The sequence below is a fragment of the Parasaccharibacter apium genome (assembly GCF_002917995.1).
GTDB lineage: Bacteria > Pseudomonadota > Alphaproteobacteria > Acetobacterales > Acetobacteraceae > Bombella > Bombella apis.
On the sequence record NZ_LMYH01000013.1, the window covers coordinates 112,179 to 133,552 of the forward strand.

A 21,374-nucleotide genomic window follows, 5' to 3' on the forward strand; every position below is an offset into this window, starting at 1 on the left:
ACCAGAACCGTCATGACCGTGCCCCTGCTGAACACCCTGCCCTTTCTTACCCAGATGAACAATATCGACGACGCCGCCCACATCATCCAGATGGCCCTGACCCCCGTCTTCATGCTCTCCGGCATCGGCACGCTGATCAACATCTTCAATACAAGGCTGGCCCGTGTCTCGGACCATCTGGACAATGTCAACCGTCTGCTGGCCGCCCCTCCTTCCGAACAGGACCACCAGTACAGCTACGACACGCCGCAACGGCTGAAAACCCGCCAGAAACGCCTGACACGCCGCATTGTCGTGCTGGACCTTGCCATTATCCTCAACGGGCTGGGCGGGGCCATGACCTGCGGTGCGGCCATCGCCCTCTTTGTCGGCTCACTGGGAGATGCCACGACATCACTCTGGCTGCTGGCCCTCTTCGGCACTGCACTGGGCTGCACCGTGGCAGCCCTGCTGGCCTTTCTGGCCGATACGCTCCTCAGCTGGCATGGCCTGCGGCATGAAGGGCAGGTCTCCCTGCTTACTTCCCTGCTGCGCTCGAAGGCCAGCCACGCAAAACGGCATCACTGACCGAGCTTGGCAGCCCCACATAGCCCAACCGGGCATTGATCTCTGCCCCATGGGCAAACCCCCAGCTGAAGAAGCGCTTCACACCCTGCCCCTCGGGCCGGTCCACGGCATCTTCCGGCACCAGAACATAGGTGGCTGACACGATGGGCCAACTCTCCGCCCCGGGCTGGTCCAGCAGATTGACGGCAAAATGGTCCTCCGCTTTCCATTCCGCTGCGGAAGCAGCGTCAATGAAGCCCTTCAGGGATGGCAGCACGAACCGCCCATCATGATTCTTCATCTGCACGATGCCCAGATGGTTCTGTGCGGCGTAGGCATATTCCACATAGCCGATGCTCCCTTCCGTCTGACGGACAAGGGCGGCAATGCCGTCATTGCCCCGTGCTCCAGCACCGCCAGCCCACTCCACAAGGGTCCCTGCGCCGATACGGGCCTCCCACTCCGGTGATGTCCGGGAAAGGTAGGATGTGAACACATAGGTCGTCCCGGCACCATCGGCCCGATGCACGGCCACGACTCCCATATCCGGCAACGTCACCCCGGGATTGAGAGCCTGGATGCGGGGGTCGTCCCAATCCGTGATGCGACCATCATACAGGGCTGCCAGTGTCGGACCGTCCAGCCGCAATGCCCCGGCGGGAACACCGGGCAGATTGACCACCAGCACCACACCACTCATGACGGTCGGAAACTGGTAGAGATGCGTCTCTGCCAGACGATTCGGGCTCATCGGCTTGTCGGATGCTCCAAAATCCACCGTACGTTCCACGACCTGATCCTGCCCGGCGCTGGAACCGACCGTCTGATAATTGACCTGAAGCCCTGCCTGTTCTCCCGCCGGAACGCTCCAGCTCTGATAGATGGGGGCAGCAAAGCTGGACCCTGCGCCCGTTATCTCCACATCCTCCGCACGGGCCACCCCGGCCAGGGCTGACGAAATGGACAGCACCAGCATGAAGGCCCTGCCGCAGTTCTTCCAGCGGAGAAGACGTTTATCTGTCGGACGCATAAATCCCTCGGCACACGCAATGATCACCTGTCTGCCGTTATAGCTTCGCCGACGCTTCAGACAATAAAAATATACCACAAGACAAAGAAAAGTCTTTTTTGACACAAAAAAATGAGTAAATAGACATGAAGGCATGTGATGACTGCGGGAGATTTTCGTGAAACTGACAAAAAAATGTAATATAAATCCCTTTCATTACAGTTTTATGACAGTAATATTTCTGTCATACAGTGCATCACACTTCGCATCATCTGCCCATGCCGCCGGCACCAATGATGCAATTGCCCTGATGGAAAAACAGATACACGCCATGCAGGCCCAGCTCGAAGCCATGAAGCAGAAACAGGCTGCCGAGAATCGGCGTGTCCGTGCAGAACTGGCCCGCCAGAGAGAACTGATTGAGGCCGACCCTTATGCCCCCCGGGAAAGGCTGCTTGGCCCGGCAGCCGCGGCGGGGCATCTGGCGTCCTCCCGGACCAGGCATGACGATGTATTCGGCCTTGGTGACAATGCCATCCTGACCCCTTCCCGCACGGCCAGTACCCCCTATGGCGAGCTGACAGCCATTCCACCCGCCCATCCAGACCTTTACAGCCCGCTGCGCCGGGGGCAGCTCCAGATTGGCGGTATCCGCCTGACTCTGGGGGGATATCTGGAGGCCGCAGGCGTCTGGCGCTCCCGCAACAGTGCTGCCGATATTGCCAGTGCCTATAACGGCATTCCATGGCATAACCAGCCTGCCTCCCACATGAGCGAATTCCACCAGACAGAGCGGCAGAGCCGGCTGGCCCTGCTGGCAGAAGGGATGCTGACCCGGAAACTGGTAGCCGATGCCTATGTGGAGACGGATTTCCAGGGTTCCGGCTCATCATCCAACTCCCGCCAGTCGAACTCCTACGTCCTGCGTGCCCGTGTCGTTTATGGTGAACTGAAGAACCACGAAGATGGCTGGTACCTGCTGGGTGGGCAGAGCTGGTCTCTCATCACGCTCTACAACAAGGGCCTGCTGGCCCGTGACGAACAGACCCCCATGGTCATCGAGGCCCAATACGTCCCCGGCTTCAACTGGACACGCAACGCCCAGTTCCGTGCTGTCAAAACCTTCGGCAAGGAGGAACGTTACGCTGCTGGCCTATCCATCGAAAACCCCAGTGCCGTCCCGGCTGGTGTATCTCCCTGCTCCAACGCTGCCAGACACTGCACCACGACCGACCGGCTGACCGGCACGAACGTCAACAACCCTTCCACCTACTACACGACCGACCCGGCACCGGACCTCATCGCCAAGATCGCTGCCGACCCCGGCTGGGGCCATTACGAACTTACTGGCGTCATGCGCTTCTTCCGGGACCGGACCAGCACGCTGGGAGGAGGAAGCAACCATACCCGCATCGCCGGTGGAGGCGGGGGCGGCATGGTCCTGCCCCTCATCAACAGGAAACTGTATTTCCAGGCCTCCGGCCTTGTCGGCACGGGCCTGGGCCGCTACGGCACGTCCAACATGCCGGATTATACCTACGGGCGTAACGGTGCCGTCACGCCTCTGCCGGAAGCCAACCTGCTGCTCGGCCTCTATGGCAACCCTCTCAAGACCCTGAAACTCTATTCCTATGCCGGGGCAGAAACTGTCCTCAGCCGCCGTTCCTTTGATGAAGATGGCAGCCATTACGGCTATGGCAACCGTGGTTTCGACATGCGGGGCTGCTTTACAGAACTCGCCACCAACTGTGCTGCCTCCGGCAACATCCGCACAGTGGCGCAGGCAACCGGGGGGTTCTGGTACACGGCCGCCAAGGGTGATTATGGCACCCTGCTGGTGGGGGGGCAGTATTCCCACACCCATGTGCAGGCCTTCTCCGGCGTGGGGGGCAAACCCAAAAGCGACGCCGACATGGTCCTGATGTCCCTCCGCTACCAGCCCTTCAATTGAGGAGTGATGTGTTTCCCCTAGCCAGCACCGCCTGCACCTGACAGAAACAGAATGATCGTTCCATTCTTTCCAGCCCGAAGGAGACCCCATGCACATCACCATGATTGGCGGCGGTTACGTCGGGCTGGTATCAGGGGCCTGCCTGGCGGCCTTCGGGGCGAATGTGACTGTCATCGAGCATGATCCTGCACGGCTGGACCGCCTGAAAACCGGAACCATGCCCATCTATGAACCCGGGCTTGAAGAGCTGGTTGCCGCACAGCGGCAGGCGGGACGGCTGGCCTTTTCTGGTGATCTGGCCACCGCCCTCCAGAAAAGCCGGGCCGTCTTCATCGCTGTGGGAACACCCACCCGCCGGGGCAGCGGCCATGCTGACCTGAGTTACGTCCATGCCGCCGCACGGGCCATTGCCACCCATGCCCCTGACGGCCTGCTGATCGTCACGAAATCCACCGTCCCGGTCGGGACAGGGCGGCAGGTCGCCGCCATCGTGCGGCAAGCCCGGCCCGACCTGACCTTTCACATCGCCTCCAATCCCGAATTCCTGCGGGAAGGCCACGCCATTGCCGACTTCATGCAGCCGGACCGCGTCATCATCGGGCTGGAAGAACAGCTGGGCGCTCCCTCCACCGCCCGCACCCTGCTGGAAACACTTTACGCCCCCCTGTCCGGGCCAGAGGGCCGTCTGCTCTTCATGGGACTGGAAAGTGCGGAACTGACAAAATACGCCGCCAATGCTTTCCTCGCCATGAAGGTCACTTTCGCCAACGAGATGGCCGATCTCTGCGAAGCCACAGGCGGCCAGATTGCCGACGTAACCCGTGGCATGGGGATGGACCCCCGCATCGGCCCCCATTTTCTCACACCCGGGCCAGGCTATGGCGGTTCCTGCTTCCCCAAGGATACGCAGGCTCTGGCAACCTCCGCACGACAGGCCGGAACCCCCACGCAACTCATCGAAACCACCATCGCAGCCAATGAGGCCCGCAAACGCCGCCTTGCCGAGCGCATCCTTGCTCTGGCCGGGGGTGACATCACACGCTGTACCATCGCCGTACTGGGGCTCACCTTCAAGGCCCATACGGACGACATGCGGCAGGCCCCAGCCCTGACCATCCTCCCCCTGCTGCACGAGGCCGGTGCCACGCTGCGGGCCCATGACCCGCAGGGCATGGAGACAGCCTGCACCCTGCTGCCAAAAGGCATCACCTACACCGCCACCCCTCTTCAGGCCGCCGAGGGGGCTGACATGCTGCTGGTCCTGACAGAATGGCCCACCTTTGCCGCTCTCACCCCGGGCCAGCTCGCCCCCCGGATGCGTGGCAGGCTCGTGCTGGACTACCGGCAGATATGGCGGAAAGATGAATGGCTGGAAGCCGGCTTCCATTATCACTGTCTGGGCAGCGCCCCCCTGCCGCCACATACCTGCCCATAAAGCGGGCTATCCTCATGCGGTCAGGCTGCCTATAATGGTAGCCATCAATGACGGAATCATGAACGGGGGCAGGCTGACAGGGCCTGCGCCCTGTCCGTTTCCGCAGGCGGTACAATCCTGCCATCTCTTGTAGCCGGGAGTTCCTGAGTGAACATGCGTAACGTCCAGACCTGTCTTTCCCTGTTGCTCGGGCGCGGCATGTGCCTTGGTGCCATGCTGGGTGGAACCCTGATGGCCAGCAGCGCTCTGGCAGCCGATGTGCGCACTCCCCTCCATGCGGACGAGCTGGACCTCAGCGTGCCCTGTGCGCAGGTCCATATCCGGGCTGATGCCGCCCTGAAAGACAGCGTGGTGGTCGAAGAGGCTACCGGCCTCACCCCGGATATCCAGACAACCCGGGACGGGACGGAAAGCCATATCCGCCTCGCCCTGCACAACTGCCCAAAAGGCGGACGGCTGACCCTGCACCTCTCCAGCGACACGGCGCTGACATTGCATGACAGCCCACAGGCCCACATCACCATCAGTGGCACACTCACCACGCTGGAAAGCAATCTGGATGATGCGTCCCTGCAGGTGGACCGTGTGGAATCGCTGGACATGTCCATCTCCGGCACGACACAGGCCCACATCCACCAGCTGAACCGTGCAGCACAGCTCAATGCCACAGGGGGGAGCCACCTTGAGGTGGATACCGCCCTTCTCTCCGCCTTTTCGGCCCAGATGTCCGACAGCAGCCATCTTTCCATTACCGAAGGGCAGATTGACAGCCTGACACTGAATGCCTCCCAGCAGGCAGATGCCTCCATCATGGCCACGGTCAACAATGCCAGCATCACCACCAGCGATGCTGCCAGCGTCACGCTCAGCAAGGTGACAGGCACCGTGCAAGATGGGGGAACAAAGCACATCACCCACGCCAGCCCGCCAGAGGCCACCCCGGCAAAACAGGCCGCAGGACCGGCACCTGCCGCCCAGCCCCCCCAGCCGGATGGCCAGGCACAGGGGCTGAACAATCCTGCCGTTCCCCATGTACCGAAGCAGGCTGCCGGAACATCCACCCCTCCTGCTGGAACAGCAGCCGGACAGACGGCGGGGACACCCGTCCGGCCCGCAGTGCCCGCTGTTGCGCCCCCCGCCACACCGGCAGCAACACCCCCTGCGTCCAGCCCCGTTCCACAGGCCCCCACCCCCGCACCACCGGCATCAGCTACATCCCAGCCTGCCCCACAGGCGCCGCAGGCAGGCACCCCGGCAGGGCCGCAGAACACACCATCGCGGTGACCGGCAGAGAACAAAGGCAGACCGTGTGAGAGCTCTATCCCTTCCCTTCATCTTTCTTGGCCGTGGCATACTGGGAGGCCTGCACCATGCCGGGGCCCTCAGCCTGTTCGCCCTGCGGGGGCTGGGAGGCATTTTCCGCCTGCCCGTTTACGGGCAGGTCATTCTGTCCTGCCTGGTCGAGATCGGCTTTCTCTCGCTACCTGTCGTGGCCCTGACAGCCATATTTTCCGGTGCTGTCATCGCTTTGCAGTCCTATAGCGGCTTCAGCCAGTACCATGCCCAGAATGCCGTTGGTGGCATCGTGGTCATGTCCATCACGAAAGAGCTGGGGCCAGTTCTGGCAGGCCTCATGGTGGCTGGCCGCATCGGGGCAGCCATTGCGGCACAGATCGGCTCCATGAGGGTCACAGACCAGATTGACGCCCTGAACACACTGGCAACCGATCCAATCAAATATCTCGTCACGCCCCGCCTGGTGGCAGGTATCCTGGCCCTGCCGTTCCTCGTCCTGATCGCCGACATCCTGGGCGTTGCCGGGGGCTTCATCGTTGCAGTGGGGAAGCTTGGCTTCAGCCCCGCACTCTACATTCATGCCACCCATGCCTCCCTGCACAGCCATGACGTACTGGTCGGACTGCTGAAGGCGGCTGTCTTTGGATTTCTCATCACCCTGCTGGGCTGTTACGAAGGCTACAACAGCCGGGGTGGAGCCGAGGGTGTCGGCCGGGCGGCGACAGCAACCGTCGTCGCCTCCTCCATCCTGATTCTCGCCTTTGACTACCTGCTGACGGATCTCTTCTTTACCGCATGATGACGTCTTCCTCCTCTTCCCAGACGGCAGCACCGTCTGGCCAGCCCCGCCTCCGCATCCGTGGCCTGAGAAAATCCTTCGGAGACCGGACAATCCTCAACGGGATTGATCTGGATGTGCCAGCCGGGAAATCCACAGTCATCATCGGAGGATCCGGCAACGGAAAGTCCCTGCTGTTACGCTGCATCCTGGGATTGATCGAGCCTGATGAAGGCACCATCGAGATTGATGGCGAGAACATCATCGGTGCCTCGCGCAGCCGACGTGGAACCCTGCTGAAACGGATCGGAATGCTGTTCCAGAATGCTGCGCTGTTTGACAGCATGAGCGTGATGGACAACGTCCTTTTCGGTCTCACTGCCAAGAGCCATGGCCGGCGCCGTGATCGGGCCACGCAAGAGAAGGAAGCTCTGCGCCTGCTGGAACAGGTCGGGCTGGGACCGCATGTGGCTCCACTCAACCCGGCGGAGCTCTCCGGCGGCATGCAGAAACGTGTCGGACTGGCCCGTGCCCTGGCCGGACAACCGGACATCCTCTTCTTCGATGAACCCACGACCGGGCTGGACCCCATCATGTCCGCCGTAATCGATGGTCTCATCAGCAGCTGCGTCACCCAGCGGGGGGCCACGGCGCTGACCATCACCCATGACATGACCTCCGTCACCCGCATCGGCGACCATGCCGCCATGCTCTACGGGGGGAAAATCATCTGGCAGGGGCCGGCCAATACGCTGATGCACAGTGGCAATCCGATTGTCGATCAGTTCACCCACGGGCGGCTGGACGGCCCGATCCCCACCAGTGGCATGACGGCCAACCCTGCGGAAAAACGCTGACATGGCCCGGAAACCTGCCAGCCTGTTCGTCTGCCAGAACTGCCAGGCCCAATACCCCAAATGGACAGGCCGCTGCGAACAGTGCGGCGAGTGGAACACTCTGGAGGAAGAAACCAGAACCGCCACCCCCAGCCGTAGCGCCACCACACGAAAAGGTGCGGGCCTGAAAACGACACGGCTGGATGGCAAGGCCACCCCTCCGGCCCGGCTGGACACGAACATGGCGGAGCTGAACCGGGTGCTGGGCAGCGGGCTTGTGCCCGGCTCGGTCGTGCTGGTGGGCGGAGACCCGGGCATCGGCAAATCCACCCTCATGCTCCAGATGACCTGCGCTCTCGCCAGAGCGCAGCACAATGTCCTCTATGTCTCCGGGGAAGAGGCCATCGACCAGATCCGCCTGCGGGCACGGCGGCTGGAACTGGACCGTGACCCCAAGGCGCTGGACCAGCTGGAGCTGGCCGCCTCCATCAATGTCAATGACATCACGGCCTCGCTGGAAGAAAGACGGGCTTTTCAGGTCGTCGTCATCGACTCCATCCAGACCATGTGGCTGGAAGGCGTGGCCAGTGCCCCCGGCTCGGTCTCGCAGGTCCGCAGCTGTGCCTTCGAGCTGATCCGTCTGGCCAAGACACTGGGGTTTGTCCTCATTCTCATCGGCCATGTCACGAAAGAAGGAGCCCTTGCCGGCCCCCGTGTGCTGGAACATATGGTCGATGCCGTGCTGTATTTTGAAGGTGACCGGGGCCATCAATTCCGCATTCTCCGGGCAGCCAAGAACCGTTTCGGAGCCACGGACGAGATCGGCGTCTTCGCCATGACCGATACCGGCCTGCGGGAAGTACCCAACCCTTCCGCCCTGTTTCTGGCCGAACGGCATGGCAATATTGCCGGTTCTGCCGTTTTTGCCGGGCTGGAGGGAACACGCCCCATCCTGCTGGAGGTGCAGGTCCTGCTTTCTGCCAAAAGTGGTGATGGAGCCGCCCGCCGTGCCGTACTGGGCTGGGACAGCTCCCGACTGAACATGGTTCTGGCCGTGCTGGAGGCGCGCTGCGGACTGAAACTAGGCAGCCTGGATGTCCACCTCAACATCACCGGCGGGCTGAAGGTCACCGAACCGGCTGCCGACCTTGCCGTAGCCGCAGCCCTGATCTCCGCCGCCACGGGCCAGCCCACTGCCCCTGATGAAGCCTATTTTGGCGAGATCGGTCTTTCCGGAGAAGTCCGGCAGGTCAGCCAGGCAGGCATCAGGCTGAAAGAAATTGCCAAGCTGGGCTTCCGGCAGGCAGTCATCCCCCGCCATGTAGGCACCGCCAACGCCCGCCCCAAAGCCCCTCACGCCCTCACCATTGCTGAAACGGGACATCTGAGCGACCTCGTCCGCCGCTTTTCCCCGGCTGGAAAAGATTAAATCATCTTTATTGTCTTGACCGGCCCGCCAGCAATTCTGAAACATGATGGGTAGTTCCTCCATCTGTTCACAAGAGAGGCCGCATGACCATCTCTTCTCCCCCTCCGCAGCCGGACGATAAAAAGCGTTTTGCCGCCCACCACGTCCGCTTTCCCCATATCCACCTGCCTCATATCCGGTTTTCCCACCGGGAACTGGTGGACCGCCCCTTGGCTGGCAAACCTCACCCTGACCAGCCCCTCCACTGGAAACTGTATGCCATGGAGGCCATCGCCACGGCCATCATGCTGACCATCGGCATCAGCACGACCACCATCCTGGCGTCAGACCGGTCCCCCTTTGCGGCCATGCTGGCCCCGCATCCCATCATCCGCTCTGTCCTGATCGGCCTGTTCTTCGGGCTGGCAGGGACAGTCGCCACACTGTCCCCCTTCGGCAAGGTCAGCGGTGCACATCTCAACCCCTCCGTGACGCTGGCCTTCTTCCTGACAAAGAAAATCCGTTGGCCAGATGCGCTGGGTTATCTCGGGGCACAACTTGTCGGGGCCTTCAGCGGGACACTCATTTCCTGCCTGGGGATCAGCCTGCTGCTGCCTTTCTGGCAGCCCATGGTCAGCCAGATCAATTATGCCGGAACATTCCCTTCCAGCAATTACGGCCTCGGCCTTGCCGCCCTGATGGAAGCCATCGCCACGGCGGGACTGATCATGATCATCTATTTCACGGCCTCACGCCCGAAATTGCAGCATCTGACGACATGGATCTGCGCCTTCTATTTTGCCGTCACCAACCCGTTGATCGCCGGGTTCTCCGGCAACAGCACGAATTTCATGCGGACACTGGCCCCCGATACGCTGGCCCATAACCTGCATGGTGTGTGGATCTATCTTGTCGGCCCCTTCATTGGCTCTGCACTGGCACTCCAGCTTGCCCGCATGCTCTTCTCCATGCATGGGCTGAAAGAGGCCCGGATCGTCAATTTCGGCCATCACGGGCGTGTTCCCCGCTACACGGCACCTGACGCCACCGGCCCCTCACCGGAAGAGCTCAAACGGCAGGACAGAAAGAAAAACTGACAGAAACGGGAGCGAAAGCAGAAGCCCCGTCTCTTACCCTTCCGGTTCCCCGTCCAGCACCCGGACGGGTTCCTGCCCCCGTGTCAGGTCCCGCAACCAGGCCTCCACGGCCATGCGCTCCTGCACGGGGACAGCCAGCTCCATCGTGGCACCAGCCGCTCCAAAATCGCAGCGCCGTGTTTCCACATTCCAGCCCGGCAGTTTGGCTTCCACCTCAGCAAAAACGGGAAAGGGGCAATGAAAGCCAAGGCGGATACGCTCCACCCGCTCGATCCTGGCGGCCTCCCGCAGGCAGGCCGCTGCCGCACCGCCATAGGCCCGGACCAGACCACCGGCCCCCAGCTTGATGCCTCCAAACCAGCGGGTCACGACCACCATGACTCCGTCAAAGTCCTGCCCTTCTATGGCTGAAAGAATCGGACGGCCCGCCGTACCGGATGGCTCGCCATCGTCACTGACACGATACCGCCCTCCCACACGGAAGGCCCAGCAGTTATGGGTGGCATCCGGCACGGCCACCTCTGCCAGAAAGGCCATCGCTCCTGCCTCGTCCTCCACAGGGGCGGCCAGAGTCCGGAACACGCTATGGCGGATGATGCTTTCATGCTCGGCAATGCCGTCCAATGTCCAGGTCATGCCGCCCATTCTGCCGCAGAATACTCCTGCTGTCAGCCAGAAAGCCTGCACGGGCACAAGAACACCACCACGGACCGGGCAGCCATGAGCCCTCCCCTTCATTCCCTCGCCACCTCATGCAGGGGATAGAAAAAAGCCCCCCTTCAGGCTAGTAGTTCCTGTGCGCATGGTATCCGCAGGGACGGTCCCTCCGCCCCGAATGGCCAGAAAACGCCATCCGTCATGCGTCCCGGCAGGGGCCTCCCGGCTGCCCTGCCAGGTTCCTTCCGGTCCGGCCGAGACGCCTTCTGGCCCCGGCCTTTCTGTTATATGCAGGGTGCCTGCACGGTCACAAAGAGGTCAGTTTTCCCCATGCTTTCCACTCTGACAAGCCGCCTCAATGCGTTCTGCGGCCGTCATGTCACCCTTGTCCTGACCATCTTCATGCTCCTCTGCGTGGGATCAGCCTGGCTGAGCATGACCCAGCTGGGCATCACGACAGAGACGGACAGGCTGTTTGCCGACACGCTGCCATGGAAGCAGAAAAACCGTCAGATAGAGAGCCTCTTCCCCGGCGAGAAGAACACCCTCGTCGCCATCATCAGCGCTGCCACGCCGGAAGAAGGCCGGGAAACCGCCAATGCCCTTACGGCTGTCCTTTCCCGGGACACGACCCATTTCGACCGGGTGGACCAGCCGGATGCCAACCCTTTCTACACCCGGAATGCCTTCCTCTTCATCGATACGAAGCAGCTGGAACCGCTGATGGATTCCACCATTGCTGCACAGCCCTTCCTTGGCATGTTGGCAGCAGACCCCTCGGCCCGTGGGCTGTTTGGCACATTCAGCCTCATGGCCACGGCCATACGCAGCAATCAGCCCATCCCTGCCAGTTTCAATACCGCTCTTGATGGCCTGACACGGACCCTCAACGATGGTCTTGCTGGCCATGCTGTTCCTCTTTCATGGGAAAAGCTGCTGGCCGGTGGCCTGAGCGACCTAGGCAGCCATTACCAGTTTGTCGTCACCCACCCGAAACCTGACTTCACCTCCTTCGAACCGTCCGAAGCCGCCACGGCGGCCATGCGGACCGCACTGGACAGCCTGCCTACTGTAAAGGCTGGTCGGGCCCATGCGCTCATCACCGGAGAAGCCAAGCTGAGTGATGAGGAATTCTCCACCGTGGCCCAGGGCATGATCATCGGGCTGTTCATCTCCCTCGCCCTTGTCACGCTCTGGCTCCTGCTGGCCGTCCGCTCGCTGCGGGTGGTCATTCCCATCCTCCTCACGCTCATCATCGGGCTGCTGCTGACAACCGGCTTTGCCACACTGGCCGTTGGTACCCTCAACATGATCTCCGTGGCCTTTGCCATCCTGTTTGTCGGCATTGCCGTGGATTTTGCCATCCAGTTCGGCGTGCGTTTCCGCTGCCAGAAGGATGAACAGGGGCGGCCTCTCTCCCCCCTCGCCGCACTGGACCGCACAGGCCTGGAAAGTGGCGGCCAAATATTTGTTGCCTCTCTGGCCACCGCAGCGGGCTTTCTTGCCTTCACGCCCACCAATTTTGTCGGCGTGGCCCAGCTGGGGCTGATTGCCGGTGGCGGCATGGTGATCGCTTTCATCTGCACGCTGACGCTGCTGCCTGCCCTGCTGCGATTCTTCCGGGCCATGCCGGGGGACAACCTCCGGGGCTTCACCTGTCTTGAACCACTGGACAGGGCCCTGCACCGTTTCCGCCTGCCCGTGCTGGCCATCTTTGCCGTGCTGGGGCTCATCGGAGCCGGGCTGGCGCCATCCCTCATGTTCGATGCCGACCCGCTCCATACCAAAAATCCCAATACGGAAGGCATGAAGGCCCTGAGCCTGCTTGAGGAGAACCCTCTCACCACACCCTACAATGCCCAGGTGCTTGTCCCCGACACGGCAACGGCAGGCCGGCTGGCCGCCGCTCTTGGCAAGCTGGACAGCGTGCATGATGTTCTCTGGCTGGGAGCTCTGGTCCCGGACGATCAGGAAACGAAACTCCAGCTGATTCATGAAGCTGCCGACATCCTGCTGCCCACGCTTTCCGTTGCCCATCCGGCACCGCCCCCCTCGGCAGCGGACCTCCGGGCAGCAGCTCTCAAAGCGGCACATGATTTTGATGGGCTGGATGACAGGCTTTCCCCTTCCCTGAAAGCCCTTCATGCAGCGCTGGAACACCTCTCCACAGCACCCGATGCCACGCTGATGGCCACCAATGAAGCCCTGACACGCTTCCTGCCGGGAGAGCTGAGCCAGCTGAAGGCGCTGCTCGCCCCGTCCCCCATCACCCTTGATACCATCCCCAAAGACATACGCAGCGACTATATTGCCTCCACAGGGGCTTACCGGCTGATCATCCACCCCAATGGGCGCATGTCCGAAACGAAAACACTCCACCATTTCGTGCATGAGCTGGAAAGCGTAACCCCGGACATCTGCGGCCCTGCGCTGGAGATCATCGCCAGTGCGCAGACCATCACACACGCCTTCATCACGGCGGCCCTGTGTGCCATCGTGGCCATCGCGCTGATCCTCTTCGCCACGCTGCGTCGCCTGCTGGATACGCTGCTTGTCCTGCTTCCGCTGCTGCTTTCTTCCCTGCTGACCGTCATTCTGATCATCACCGTGCCGGAGCAGCTCAATTACGCCAACATCATCGCCCTGCCACTGCTGCTGGGCGTTGGTGTTTCCTTCAACATCTATTTTGTCATGAACTGGCGTGCGGGCCTTCAGAACCAGCTTTCATCCCCAACAGCCCGGGCCGTGCTGTTTTCTGCCCTGACAACCGGCTCCGCCTTCGGCTCACTGGCAGCTTCAGCCCATCCGGGGACAGCCAGCATGGGCCGGCTGCTGCTGCTCTCTCTTGGCTGTACGCTGGTCTGCACCCTTCTGTTCATCCCGGCCCTGCTACCACGCCACCGAACGACAAAAGACTGACCGGCTGAAAGGTGAACAGCCTCACCTTCTGCTGGATCATCCCTGACACCTGCCCATGCTGGCAGATGTCAGGGGCTCACCGTTCCGTGAAAAAAGTCAAGTGCATCTTATATGAAAATCACAGAGAAAAGGAAATCCTATAAATAAATAGGTAATAAAATTTCCCCCTACCCTTCTTTTTCAGGGCAGGACATCTGATCAACATCAAAGAATAATCCACTGTTTTATAATGATAATCTCAAGAAAAAACCACGGATGGAGCAGGTCCGTTTTTTCCGTCTGAAAGGTTTTTCATGTTATTGTGAAAGGTTTATTCTGTAAGAACCTTTTGCACATTCTTGCCTTAAATCAATGTTGAGGAGCATTTTTTCCCGTCTTCTTCCGCTCAGCAATTCACAGACGAGCCTGACAGAAGACAATGAGACATTTCTCCCTCTCCCGCACCATCCTATGTACCACACTTCTGGCAACAGGTTTCGGCACTGCTTTTTCCTCCGCTCATGCTGAAACCTCCACACTGGATGCACCACAACAGCGCAGCATTCTGGACCGCATCATGCACACGGCTCCCGGTGGTTGCCCCAAGGATGACGGAAAAACCACCCCCAACCCCTACGGCGTCTGGGCACGGGGCGATGGCAGCGAGACGGGCTTCGGCCCGGTCTCCCAGTATGGCACACCCGCCGGGATGGACAGCATCAGTGCCCCCGGGAAAGGCATCTGCGACAGGGGCGATCCCTTCGATTCCTACAAACACATGAAGCTGAATGACAGCGGGTCCATCTGGCTCAGCCTTGCTGGGGAAACACGCCTCAACAACTGGTATGACAAACGCCCCGTTTTCGGTGCGGCCATCGACCCCACCACCTCCATGAAGGCACGGCCCTTCAATTCAGGCCGCTTTGCCGTCCGCAACCTCTGGAGTGCCGACCTGCATCTAGGCCAGCACGTGCGCTTCTTCGGCCAGCTCATCAATGCCGATGCTGGCGGGTGGCGTGGATACAGCTATGACGGTACGTTCCGCAAAAACCTGGACCTGCAACAGGCTTTTGTGGAACTCAGCGGCAAGGCTGCGGGGGGGCATGGCGGCTTCATTTTCGGTCGCCAGCAGTTCCTGGATGCCCCGGATTACATGATCGGCAACCGTGACGTGCTGAACGTGCCGCTCAGCTGGGATGGTTTCCGCATCTATGAACACTGGAACCGGGTCCGTTTTGACGGCTTCTACTTCATCAACACAAAAAACAACCATACGGACAGCTTCCGTGGCGGCAATTCCCTCTTCCACGACACGCTGGATTACAAGACACGGCTGTACGGGGCCAATGTCACCATCGCTCCGCCTGATTTCCACTTTCTCGGCGAGAAGGGCTATTCTTTCATCAACCTTTTCTATTACGGTTATGAAATAAATGGCGGCCCTGCCCAGCAGACCGTGATGTACAACGCCTCCGCCCTCGGCCACACGAAGCGCAACAATTTCGGCCTGCGCTGGCATGGTGAGGCCGGTCCCATCAGCTTCTCTTTCGGCGGGGCCTACCAGCAGGGCACGTTCTACCAGTCCTACAACAGGGCCAACCATTATGACCGCATGAACCGCAACGTGAATGCCTGGTCCATGAACGGTACGGTGGATTACCACTTCCGCCATGTCATGTGGCATCCAACCATTGGTGTGCAGGGTGATGCCTATTCCGGCGGTGGTGCCCGTGGAACGACCGGCAGCGTGAACACCTACATCGAGCCCTTTGGTGTGAACACCAACTATCTGGACCCGACCAACTACCTGACCGGCCAGAACCTGATCGACTTCGCCCCCAAGGCCAGCTTCTCACCCACCAGCTACCTGACCTTCCAGCTGAAGCTGCCCATCTACTGGCGTTACAGTGCAGGGGACGACACCTATTCCATCTATGGCCGCAACATCTTCCAGCGGCAGTTCACCTCCGGCATGTTCAACTCCTACAATCATGATTCCTTTGTCGGCATTGCTCCGCAGATGGCCGCCAGCCTGCGCCTCGGCCCGCATCTGACATGGGATCACCACGTCGTCCGCTTCCTCACCTCCCATGCCATGCATCAGGTTGGTGCCCGCGACGCAACCTACTATCAGTCCTCCCTGACACTGACCTACTGAGCCCCGGCGTCACACGCCCTTTCCCAGATCGCTCCTGCCGTGATACCACGCAGGGGCGATCTGCGTTCCCACATCTCGGGAATGGCATTTGCATCCCTGTGACAATGAGTCCATAATCAGTCCTTCATTGGTCCTGTTTTATCACTACCAGAAGGGTCCGCCATGCAGGCTGTCTTTCGCAACGCCATGAGCCGCCTTGGCTCCCCTGTCGTTCTTGTCACGACTGATGGTCCAGCAGGCCGGCATGGGCTGACTGTCTCTGCCATTACCAGCGTGACGGACACGCCTCCCACTGTTCTGGTCTGCCTGAACCGCAGCAACCAGTCCCATAGGGCCTTTCTGGAAAATGGCAGGCTGGGCATCAGCATTCTCGGCAAGGGGCATGACACTCTTGCCTGCGCTTTCGCCAACAGCACCCTTTCTTCTACAGACCGTTTCGGTCACGGAACATGGCAGACTGGTCCGCTTGGCTCACCTCTTCTGGATGGCGCCCTTGCCACGCTCGACTGTACGATAGACGATACCCACAGCATCGGCACACATGACGTGCTGATCTGCCGTGTGCATACCATCACCGTCAAAGACGGAGCTGGTCACGGTCTGACATGGTTCGACCGCAGCTTCCATTATCTGCCCCCGAAATGCACACCCTGCTGACACGCTTCAGAAAAGGGCATCTCCCAGCAGCTTGATGTTCAGTCCGACAATCACCAGCACAACCAGCCAGGACAGCACAGCCAGAAGAGGGGAAAGATGGAATCGCCCCATATGCTTCCGGCTGGACACGAACCAGACCAGCGGAACCATGGCGAAAGGCAGCTGCATGGACAGCACGACCTGACTGAACACCAGCAGGTCACCCACCTTGCCCTGCCCGAAAATGGCGATCACGACAATGACGGGCAGAACAGCCAGCCCCCGGGTCAGCAGACGCCGTGCCCAGTAGGGCAGACGAAGATGCAGGAAGCCTTCCATGACAATCTGCCCGGCCAGCGTCCCCGTCACGGTGGAGTTGGTACCCGCAGCAAGCAGGGCTACGGCAAACAGTGTGGAGGCCAGCCCGAACCCCAGCACGGGGGAGAGGAGCTTCCACGCATCGCTGATCTCCGCCACGTCCTGATGCCCCGTGCCATGGAACGCCGCTGCTGCCACGATCAGGATGGCTGCATTGATGAAGAGGGCAAGCGTCAGGGCCAGTGTACTGTCCCATGTAGCCCAGCGCAGCGCATCCTCCCGCCCTTCATCCGTGCGGGTATAGGTACGGCTTTTGACCAGCGAAGAATGAAGATAAAGGTTGTGGGGCATGACAGTCGCCCCGATGATGCCTATGGCCACATAGAGCATACCCGGATTGGCAAAAACCTCTGACGAGGGGAGAAACCCTTTCAGCACCGCTCCAACAGGCGGGGCCGCTGCGACAAGCTGCACACCAAAACAGACAGCAATGATCCCCAGCAGGGTGATGACGAAAGCTTCCAACGCTCTCATGCCCCACCGCATGAGCAGCAGGACAATGAACACGTCCAGCACGGAAATCAGCGTTCCGGCCATGATGGAGATGCCGAACAGCAGATTCAGGGCCACAGCCGTGCCGATGACCTCCGCCAGATCACAGGCGATGATGGCCAGTTCACAGGTCAGCCAGAGAGGCAGGCTCAGCCCCCGGGGCAGCCAGTCCCGGCAGGCCTGTGCAAGGTCTTTCCCCGTGACGATCCCCAGCCGGGCGGCAAGGGCCTGAAGCAGGACGGCCATGATGTTGGCCAGCAGAATGACGGACAGCAGCCGATAACCGAACTGGGCCCCGCCCTGGAGGTCGGTCGCCCAGTTGCCGGGGTCCATGTACCCCACGGCCACCATGTAGCCCGGCCCCACGAACGCCAGAAACCGGCGGAACCAGAAGCTCGCCCTTTCCGGCACTGTGACGGCACCGTGTCCGGCATCCCCCACAGGCATGGCAGCATCAGCCTCTTTCACGGTTCCGCCCCTCCCGTCATCCGCACCTGCCTGGCTCAGGCATCGGCCTTGTCCTTGAACCACACCTCAACCGGACCAGTCAGCTTCAGTGTCATGGGCCGACCACGACGGTCCAGCGTCCGCCCGACGGACACGCGGATCCAGCCTTCACTGATGCAATATTCCTCAACATTGGTCTTCTCTTCTCCCCTGAAGCGGACCCCAATACCACGGAGCAGAATCTCCTCATTGAAGTACGGGCTGTCCGGGTAGATCGAGAGACGATCAGGAACTGTATCACTCATCCGTCAATTCATCCTTTTACAGAGTATTGCCACACCACCACGGCACGCTTCTGGTGATGATGATCCTCCTCCATAACAGGCAACCAGCCAAAAAGAACCCCCCAATGTGATACGGGCCGCCACCCCCTCAGGGATGGACGGCCCGTCCTCATATCTGACAACCGGACAATCAGACGACTTCAAACATCGCTTCAACCTCAACTGGCGCATTCAGCGGCAGGCTGGGCACCCCGACGGTGGAGCGGGCATGCTGCCCGACTTCCCCGGCGAAAACCTCCGCTGCCAGATCAGACGCCCCGTTCATCACGGCAGCATGATCGGTAAAGTCCGGCGTGCAGGCCATGAAGCCCCCAAGACGCACGACACGGCGCACCCGGGACAGATCACCATTCAGGGCCGTGTTCAGCTGGGCCAGAATGTTGATGAAACAGGCCCGGGCACAGGCCGTCCCCGCCTGATTGGAGACCTCGGCCCCCAGTTTGCCGGTAATCAGCAGCTTGCCATCCACCAGAGGCAGCTGCCCCGACACGACCAGCAGGTTCCCCGTCCGCACGACCGGCAGATAATTGGCAACCGGGGCTGCCGCCACGGGCAATTCGATGTTCAGTGCGGCAAGGCGGCTTTCTGGTGTGGACATGATGATCTTCCTTTCCTGTTCATCACTTCATTGAATGGGCTGACCGTCACACTGCGCCGTAAAGAAAGCCTTGCCAAGAGGAAGAGACGGGAAACACCCTTCATCCCGCTGCACGATCCAGTGCCTGAGCCAGATCAGCCAGAATATCCTCGGGATGTTCCAGCCCGACAGACAGACGGACATAGCCCGGCGACACACCAGCCGCCTTCTGTTCCGCCTCGCTCAGCTGTGCATGTGTGGTGGACGCCGGATGGATGGCCAGACTCCGGGCATCCCCAATATTCGCCACATGATAGAAAAGCTCCAGCGCATCAATGAAACGCTGACCCGCTTCCCGGCCACCGGGCAGCTCGAATCCGACAAGTCCACCCAGTCCTCCTTTCAGGACGGCTTCGGCCCGCTGACGGGCCTCCCCCTCCTGCACGGCAGGATGGATCACGCGCTCCACATCACGACGCGCCTGCAGGAACTGCACCACCTTCAACGCATTCTCGCAATGGCGGGGCATCCGCAGGGGCAACGTCTCCACACCCTGAATGAGCTGGAACGCATTGAAAGGCGACAGAGCCGCCCCGCCATCCCGCAGCAGCACGGCCCGGGCCCGCAGCGCATAGGCCACCGGCCCCAGCGGGCGGGCGGCCTCCGTCCAGATGGCACCATGATAGCTGGGGTCAGGCCGTGTCAGCAGTGGATGACGCTGCCCCCAGTCAAACTGGCCACCATCAATGATCAACCCGCCAATGGATGTCCCATGCCCGCCAATATATTTGGTGGCCGAATAAACCGTAATGGCAGCCCCCTGCTCCAGCGGGCGGGCCAGCAGAGGGGCTGCGGTATTATCCACAATCAGCGGAATCCCCTGCGCCCGCCCTGCCTTGGCAATGGCCGCCATGGGCGGCACAACCAGCTTGGGATTCGGCAGGGTTTCCAGATACCAGGCCCGTGTCCGCTCATCGCTGGCCGCCTCAAAAGCAGCCGGGTCAGAGGGGTCCACGAAACGGACCTCCACTCCCATGTTCTTCAGCGTATGGGCAAACAGATTCCATGTTCCGCCATACAGGTCCGTCCCGCTGACAATATTGTCCCCTGCTTCTGCCAGTGTCTGTATCGCCACGGTTGCCGCCGCCTGGCCGGACGCCACAGCTACGGAGGCCGCACCTCCCTCCAGCGCCGCCATGCGTTTTTCAAACACATCCACGGTCGGATTGGTCAGGCGGGAATAGATCATGCCCACATCCTTCAGCGCAAAACGGTCCGCAGCCTGCTGGCTGCTCTCGAACTGATAGGATGTTGTCTGATGGATGGGTGGCACGACCGATCCCGTTACCGGGTCTGCCCGCCAGCCTGCATGAAGGGCCAGTGTTTCAGGGTGCTGTATCTTCCGGACCATTGGAGCGTCTCCTTGCGTGCATCATGACATCGGCTCCACCGTGCCCGAGAATGCCCCCGTCCGTCCAGCACCGCGCTCCATGCCTTCTCTGCCGCAGCTCCTGCCAGAACCATTTCTTTACAGAAATGAAGAAACTGCAATAGCTCTCATAGGTAATATAGGATTGATTTTATCCAGAATGACTCTATAAGCAGCGCTTCTTCTTGTTTTTTCAGTCCGTTAAAGAGTTACAGTCATGCAACTTGCTTCCCTTGTTCGCAATGAGACGGGTGTGGACAATGCACCGACAGTTGTCATGCTTCATGGGGTTTTTGGGCGGGCCCGCAACCTCGGCATTCTCCAGAGAGCCTTGAGTCCCTATTTCAACACGGTTGCGTTTGATCTCCGATGCCATGGCGACAGCCCCCATGCGCCCATTTCCTACCCGGAAATGGCCAAGGACGTGCTGGAAAGCATGGATGCCCTGGGCATTGAAGACGCCTACATCGTGGGGCACTCCATGGGCGGCAAGACGGCCATGGCCACTGCGTTGACAGCACCGGAGCGCTTCAGGAAACTTCTGGTAGCAGACATTGCCCCGGACATCATGATCCACGGTCAGCACGATCTGGCGCAGCAGCTGTACCACACGCCGCTCCCGGCCCTGAACAGCCATGCCGAGATCCGCAAGTTCCTTCATGACCTGACAGAAGACCCTTCCGTTGGCGAGCTGATCGCCCAGCACATCACGCCCGGCAACCCGGCCCGGTGGAACATCGGCGTGACGGACATCGTCGCCAGCTTCCCCGTCATCCAGTCCTGGCCGGATGTCTTCAAGGGCAAGACGTGGGACGGTCCGGCCCTGTTCATCCGGGGCGGAAACTCTCCCTACATCAAGCCGCAGCATCATGATGTCATCCGGAGTTACTTCCCCCAGGCGGACATCAAGACCATTCCCAACACCGGGCACTGGCTGCATGTGGAAGACCCGACCAGCTTCAACAGCCTGATGCTGGAGTTCCTGCGGGGCTGAGCACAGCC

General features: G+C 60.7%; 18 protein-coding genes. 12 read left to right on the forward strand and 6 right to left on the reverse strand.

The annotated features are described in order from the left end of the window. The first annotated feature begins 12 nt into the window (after nucleotides 1-12). Nucleotides 13-567, forward strand: a complete 555-nt coding sequence (locus tag ASO19_RS06525; protein ID WP_227431483.1) for a DUF2721 domain-containing protein — start codon at nucleotides 13-15, stop codon at nucleotides 565-567. On the opposite strand, the gene pstS is transcribed toward ASO19_RS06525, so the two are convergent. After that, nucleotides 518-1,576, reverse strand: a complete 1,059-nt coding sequence (pstS, locus tag ASO19_RS06530) for a phosphate ABC transporter substrate-binding protein PstS (protein WP_103765647.1) — start codon at nucleotides 1,574-1,576, stop codon at nucleotides 518-520. The genes ASO19_RS06525 and pstS overlap by 50 nt on opposite strands. A 289-nt stretch (nucleotides 1,577-1,865) precedes the next feature. Here pstS and ASO19_RS06535 point away from each other — a divergent pair, with 289 nt between their 5' ends. From ASO19_RS06535 to ASO19_RS06565, 7 genes are all read left to right on the forward strand, one after another. Further along, on the forward strand, nucleotides 1,866-3,506 hold the full coding sequence (locus ASO19_RS06535; RefSeq protein WP_143539847.1) for a hypothetical protein: 1,641 nt from the start codon (nucleotides 1,866-1,868) through the stop codon (nucleotides 3,504-3,506). Nucleotides 3,507-3,594: 88 nt separating this feature from the next. Then, a complete protein-coding gene (locus tag ASO19_RS06540) occupies nucleotides 3,595-4,941 on the forward strand; it encodes a UDP-glucose dehydrogenase family protein (protein WP_181005220.1) in 1,347 nt (448 codons plus the stop codon). Nucleotides 4,942-5,094: 153 nt separating this feature from the next. Then, nucleotides 5,095-6,225, forward strand: coding sequence for a hypothetical protein (locus ASO19_RS06545; protein ID WP_103765648.1), 1,131 nt, complete (start codon nucleotides 5,095-5,097; stop codon nucleotides 6,223-6,225). A gap of 25 nt (nucleotides 6,226-6,250) precedes the next feature. Continuing rightward, complete coding sequence (locus ASO19_RS06550) at nucleotides 6,251-7,036, forward strand: MlaE family ABC transporter permease (RefSeq protein WP_043559016.1); 786 nt, start codon at nucleotides 6,251-6,253, stop codon at nucleotides 7,034-7,036. Continuing rightward, on the forward strand, nucleotides 7,036-7,872 hold the full coding sequence (locus ASO19_RS06555; RefSeq protein ID WP_086431645.1) for an ABC transporter ATP-binding protein: 837 nt from the start codon (nucleotides 7,036-7,038) through the stop codon (nucleotides 7,870-7,872). The genes ASO19_RS06550 and ASO19_RS06555 overlap by 1 nt, the downstream gene beginning before the upstream one ends. Nucleotide 7,873: 1 nt before the next feature. Beyond that, nucleotides 7,874-9,280 (forward strand): DNA repair protein RadA, encoded by a 1,407-nt coding sequence (gene radA / locus ASO19_RS06560; protein ID WP_103765649.1) that lies wholly within the window; start codon nucleotides 7,874-7,876, stop codon nucleotides 9,278-9,280. Nucleotides 9,281-9,363: 83 nt separating this feature from the next. Next, nucleotides 9,364-10,356, forward strand: a complete 993-nt coding sequence (locus ASO19_RS06565) for an MIP/aquaporin family protein (protein WP_103765650.1) — start codon at nucleotides 9,364-9,366, stop codon at nucleotides 10,354-10,356. Between the two features lie 33 nt (nucleotides 10,357-10,389). On the opposite strand, the gene ASO19_RS06570 is transcribed toward ASO19_RS06565, so the two are convergent. Further along, nucleotides 10,390-11,001: an IMPACT family protein gene (locus ASO19_RS06570; RefSeq protein ID WP_043559417.1), complete on the reverse strand. Its 612-nt coding sequence runs from the start codon at nucleotides 10,999-11,001 to the stop codon at nucleotides 10,390-10,392. Between the two features lie 342 nt (nucleotides 11,002-11,343). Between ASO19_RS06570 and ASO19_RS06575 the strand changes: the two genes are divergently transcribed. The 3 genes from ASO19_RS06575 (at nucleotide 11,344) to ASO19_RS06585 (ending at nucleotide 16,726) form a co-directional block, all read left to right on the forward strand. Beyond that, nucleotides 11,344-13,932 carry an MMPL family transporter gene (locus ASO19_RS06575; protein WP_086431646.1) on the forward strand — a complete coding sequence of 863 codons (2,589 nt, stop codon included), beginning with the start codon at nucleotides 11,344-11,346 and terminating at the stop codon, nucleotides 13,930-13,932. 418 nt (nucleotides 13,933-14,350) lie between these two features. After that, nucleotides 14,351-16,069 (forward strand): alginate export family protein, encoded by a 1,719-nt coding sequence (locus ASO19_RS06580; RefSeq protein ID WP_081562396.1) that lies wholly within the window; start codon nucleotides 14,351-14,353, stop codon nucleotides 16,067-16,069. Nucleotides 16,070-16,231: 162 nt separating this feature from the next. Beyond that, a complete protein-coding gene (locus ASO19_RS06585) occupies nucleotides 16,232-16,726 on the forward strand; it encodes a flavin reductase (protein WP_043559022.1) in 495 nt (164 codons plus the stop codon). Nucleotides 16,727-16,732: 6 nt separating this feature from the next. Here ASO19_RS06585 and ASO19_RS06590 read toward each other — a convergent pair whose 3' ends face one another. From ASO19_RS06590 to ASO19_RS06605, 4 genes are all read right to left on the reverse strand, one after another. Further along, a complete protein-coding gene (locus tag ASO19_RS06590) occupies nucleotides 16,733-18,022 on the reverse strand; it encodes an Nramp family divalent metal transporter (RefSeq protein ID WP_103765689.1) in 1,290 nt (429 codons plus the stop codon). A gap of 56 nt (nucleotides 18,023-18,078) precedes the next feature. Next, a complete protein-coding gene (locus ASO19_RS06595; protein ID WP_043559024.1) occupies nucleotides 18,079-18,327 on the reverse strand; it encodes a DUF3297 family protein in 249 nt (82 codons plus the stop codon). Nucleotides 18,328-18,496: 169 nt separating this feature from the next. Next, nucleotides 18,497-18,967 carry a RidA family protein gene (locus tag ASO19_RS06600; RefSeq protein ID WP_086431576.1) on the reverse strand — a complete coding sequence of 157 codons (471 nt, stop codon included), beginning with the start codon at nucleotides 18,965-18,967 and terminating at the stop codon, nucleotides 18,497-18,499. Between the two features lie 97 nt (nucleotides 18,968-19,064). After that, the gene (locus ASO19_RS06605; protein WP_081562399.1) at nucleotides 19,065-20,354 is read right to left on the reverse strand and encodes an O-acetylhomoserine aminocarboxypropyltransferase/cysteine synthase family protein; all 1,290 of its coding nucleotides are present in this window, start codon (nucleotides 20,352-20,354) and stop codon (nucleotides 19,065-19,067) included. Between the two features lie 235 nt (nucleotides 20,355-20,589). Between ASO19_RS06605 and ASO19_RS06610 the strand changes: the two genes are divergently transcribed. After that, a complete protein-coding gene (locus tag ASO19_RS06610; RefSeq protein ID WP_086431577.1) occupies nucleotides 20,590-21,366 on the forward strand; it encodes an alpha/beta fold hydrolase in 777 nt (258 codons plus the stop codon). Nucleotides 21,367-21,374: the final 8 nt, after the last annotated feature.

What these genes read in the sequence shown, in the direction of transcription:
- ASO19_RS06525 (WP_227431483.1), top strand. Translation starts at nt 13, where the DNA reads ATGACCGTGCCCCTGCTGAACACCCTGCCCTTTCTTACCCAGATGAAC.
- pstS (WP_103765647.1), bottom strand. Translation starts at nt 1,576, where the DNA reads ATGCGTCCGACAGATAAACGTCTTCTCCGCTGGAAGAACTGCGGCAGG.
- ASO19_RS06535 (WP_143539847.1), top strand. Translation starts at nt 1,866, where the DNA reads ATGGAAAAACAGATACACGCCATGCAGGCCCAGCTCGAAGCCATGAAG.
- ASO19_RS06540 (WP_181005220.1), top strand. Translation starts at nt 3,595, where the DNA reads ATGCACATCACCATGATTGGCGGCGGTTACGTCGGGCTGGTATCAGGG.
- ASO19_RS06545 (WP_103765648.1), top strand. Translation starts at nt 5,095, where the DNA reads ATGCGTAACGTCCAGACCTGTCTTTCCCTGTTGCTCGGGCGCGGCATG.
- ASO19_RS06555 (WP_086431645.1), top strand. Translation starts at nt 7,036, where the DNA reads ATGACGTCTTCCTCCTCTTCCCAGACGGCAGCACCGTCTGGCCAGCCC.
- radA (WP_103765649.1), top strand. Translation starts at nt 7,874, where the DNA reads ATGGCCCGGAAACCTGCCAGCCTGTTCGTCTGCCAGAACTGCCAGGCC.
- ASO19_RS06565 (WP_103765650.1), top strand. Translation starts at nt 9,364, where the DNA reads ATGACCATCTCTTCTCCCCCTCCGCAGCCGGACGATAAAAAGCGTTTT.
- ASO19_RS06570 (WP_043559417.1), bottom strand. Translation starts at nt 11,001, where the DNA reads ATGGGCGGCATGACCTGGACATTGGACGGCATTGCCGAGCATGAAAGC.
- ASO19_RS06575 (WP_086431646.1), top strand. Translation starts at nt 11,344, where the DNA reads ATGCTTTCCACTCTGACAAGCCGCCTCAATGCGTTCTGCGGCCGTCAT.
- ASO19_RS06580 (WP_081562396.1), top strand. Translation starts at nt 14,351, where the DNA reads ATGAGACATTTCTCCCTCTCCCGCACCATCCTATGTACCACACTTCTG.
- ASO19_RS06585 (WP_043559022.1), top strand. Translation starts at nt 16,232, where the DNA reads ATGCAGGCTGTCTTTCGCAACGCCATGAGCCGCCTTGGCTCCCCTGTC.
- ASO19_RS06590 (WP_103765689.1), bottom strand. Translation starts at nt 18,022, where the DNA reads ATGCCTGTGGGGGATGCCGGACACGGTGCCGTCACAGTGCCGGAAAGG.
- ASO19_RS06595 (WP_043559024.1), bottom strand. Translation starts at nt 18,327, where the DNA reads ATGAGTGATACAGTTCCTGATCGTCTCTCGATCTACCCGGACAGCCCG.
- ASO19_RS06605 (WP_081562399.1), bottom strand. Translation starts at nt 20,354, where the DNA reads ATGGTCCGGAAGATACAGCACCCTGAAACACTGGCCCTTCATGCAGGC.
- ASO19_RS06610 (WP_086431577.1), top strand. Translation starts at nt 20,590, where the DNA reads ATGCAACTTGCTTCCCTTGTTCGCAATGAGACGGGTGTGGACAATGCA.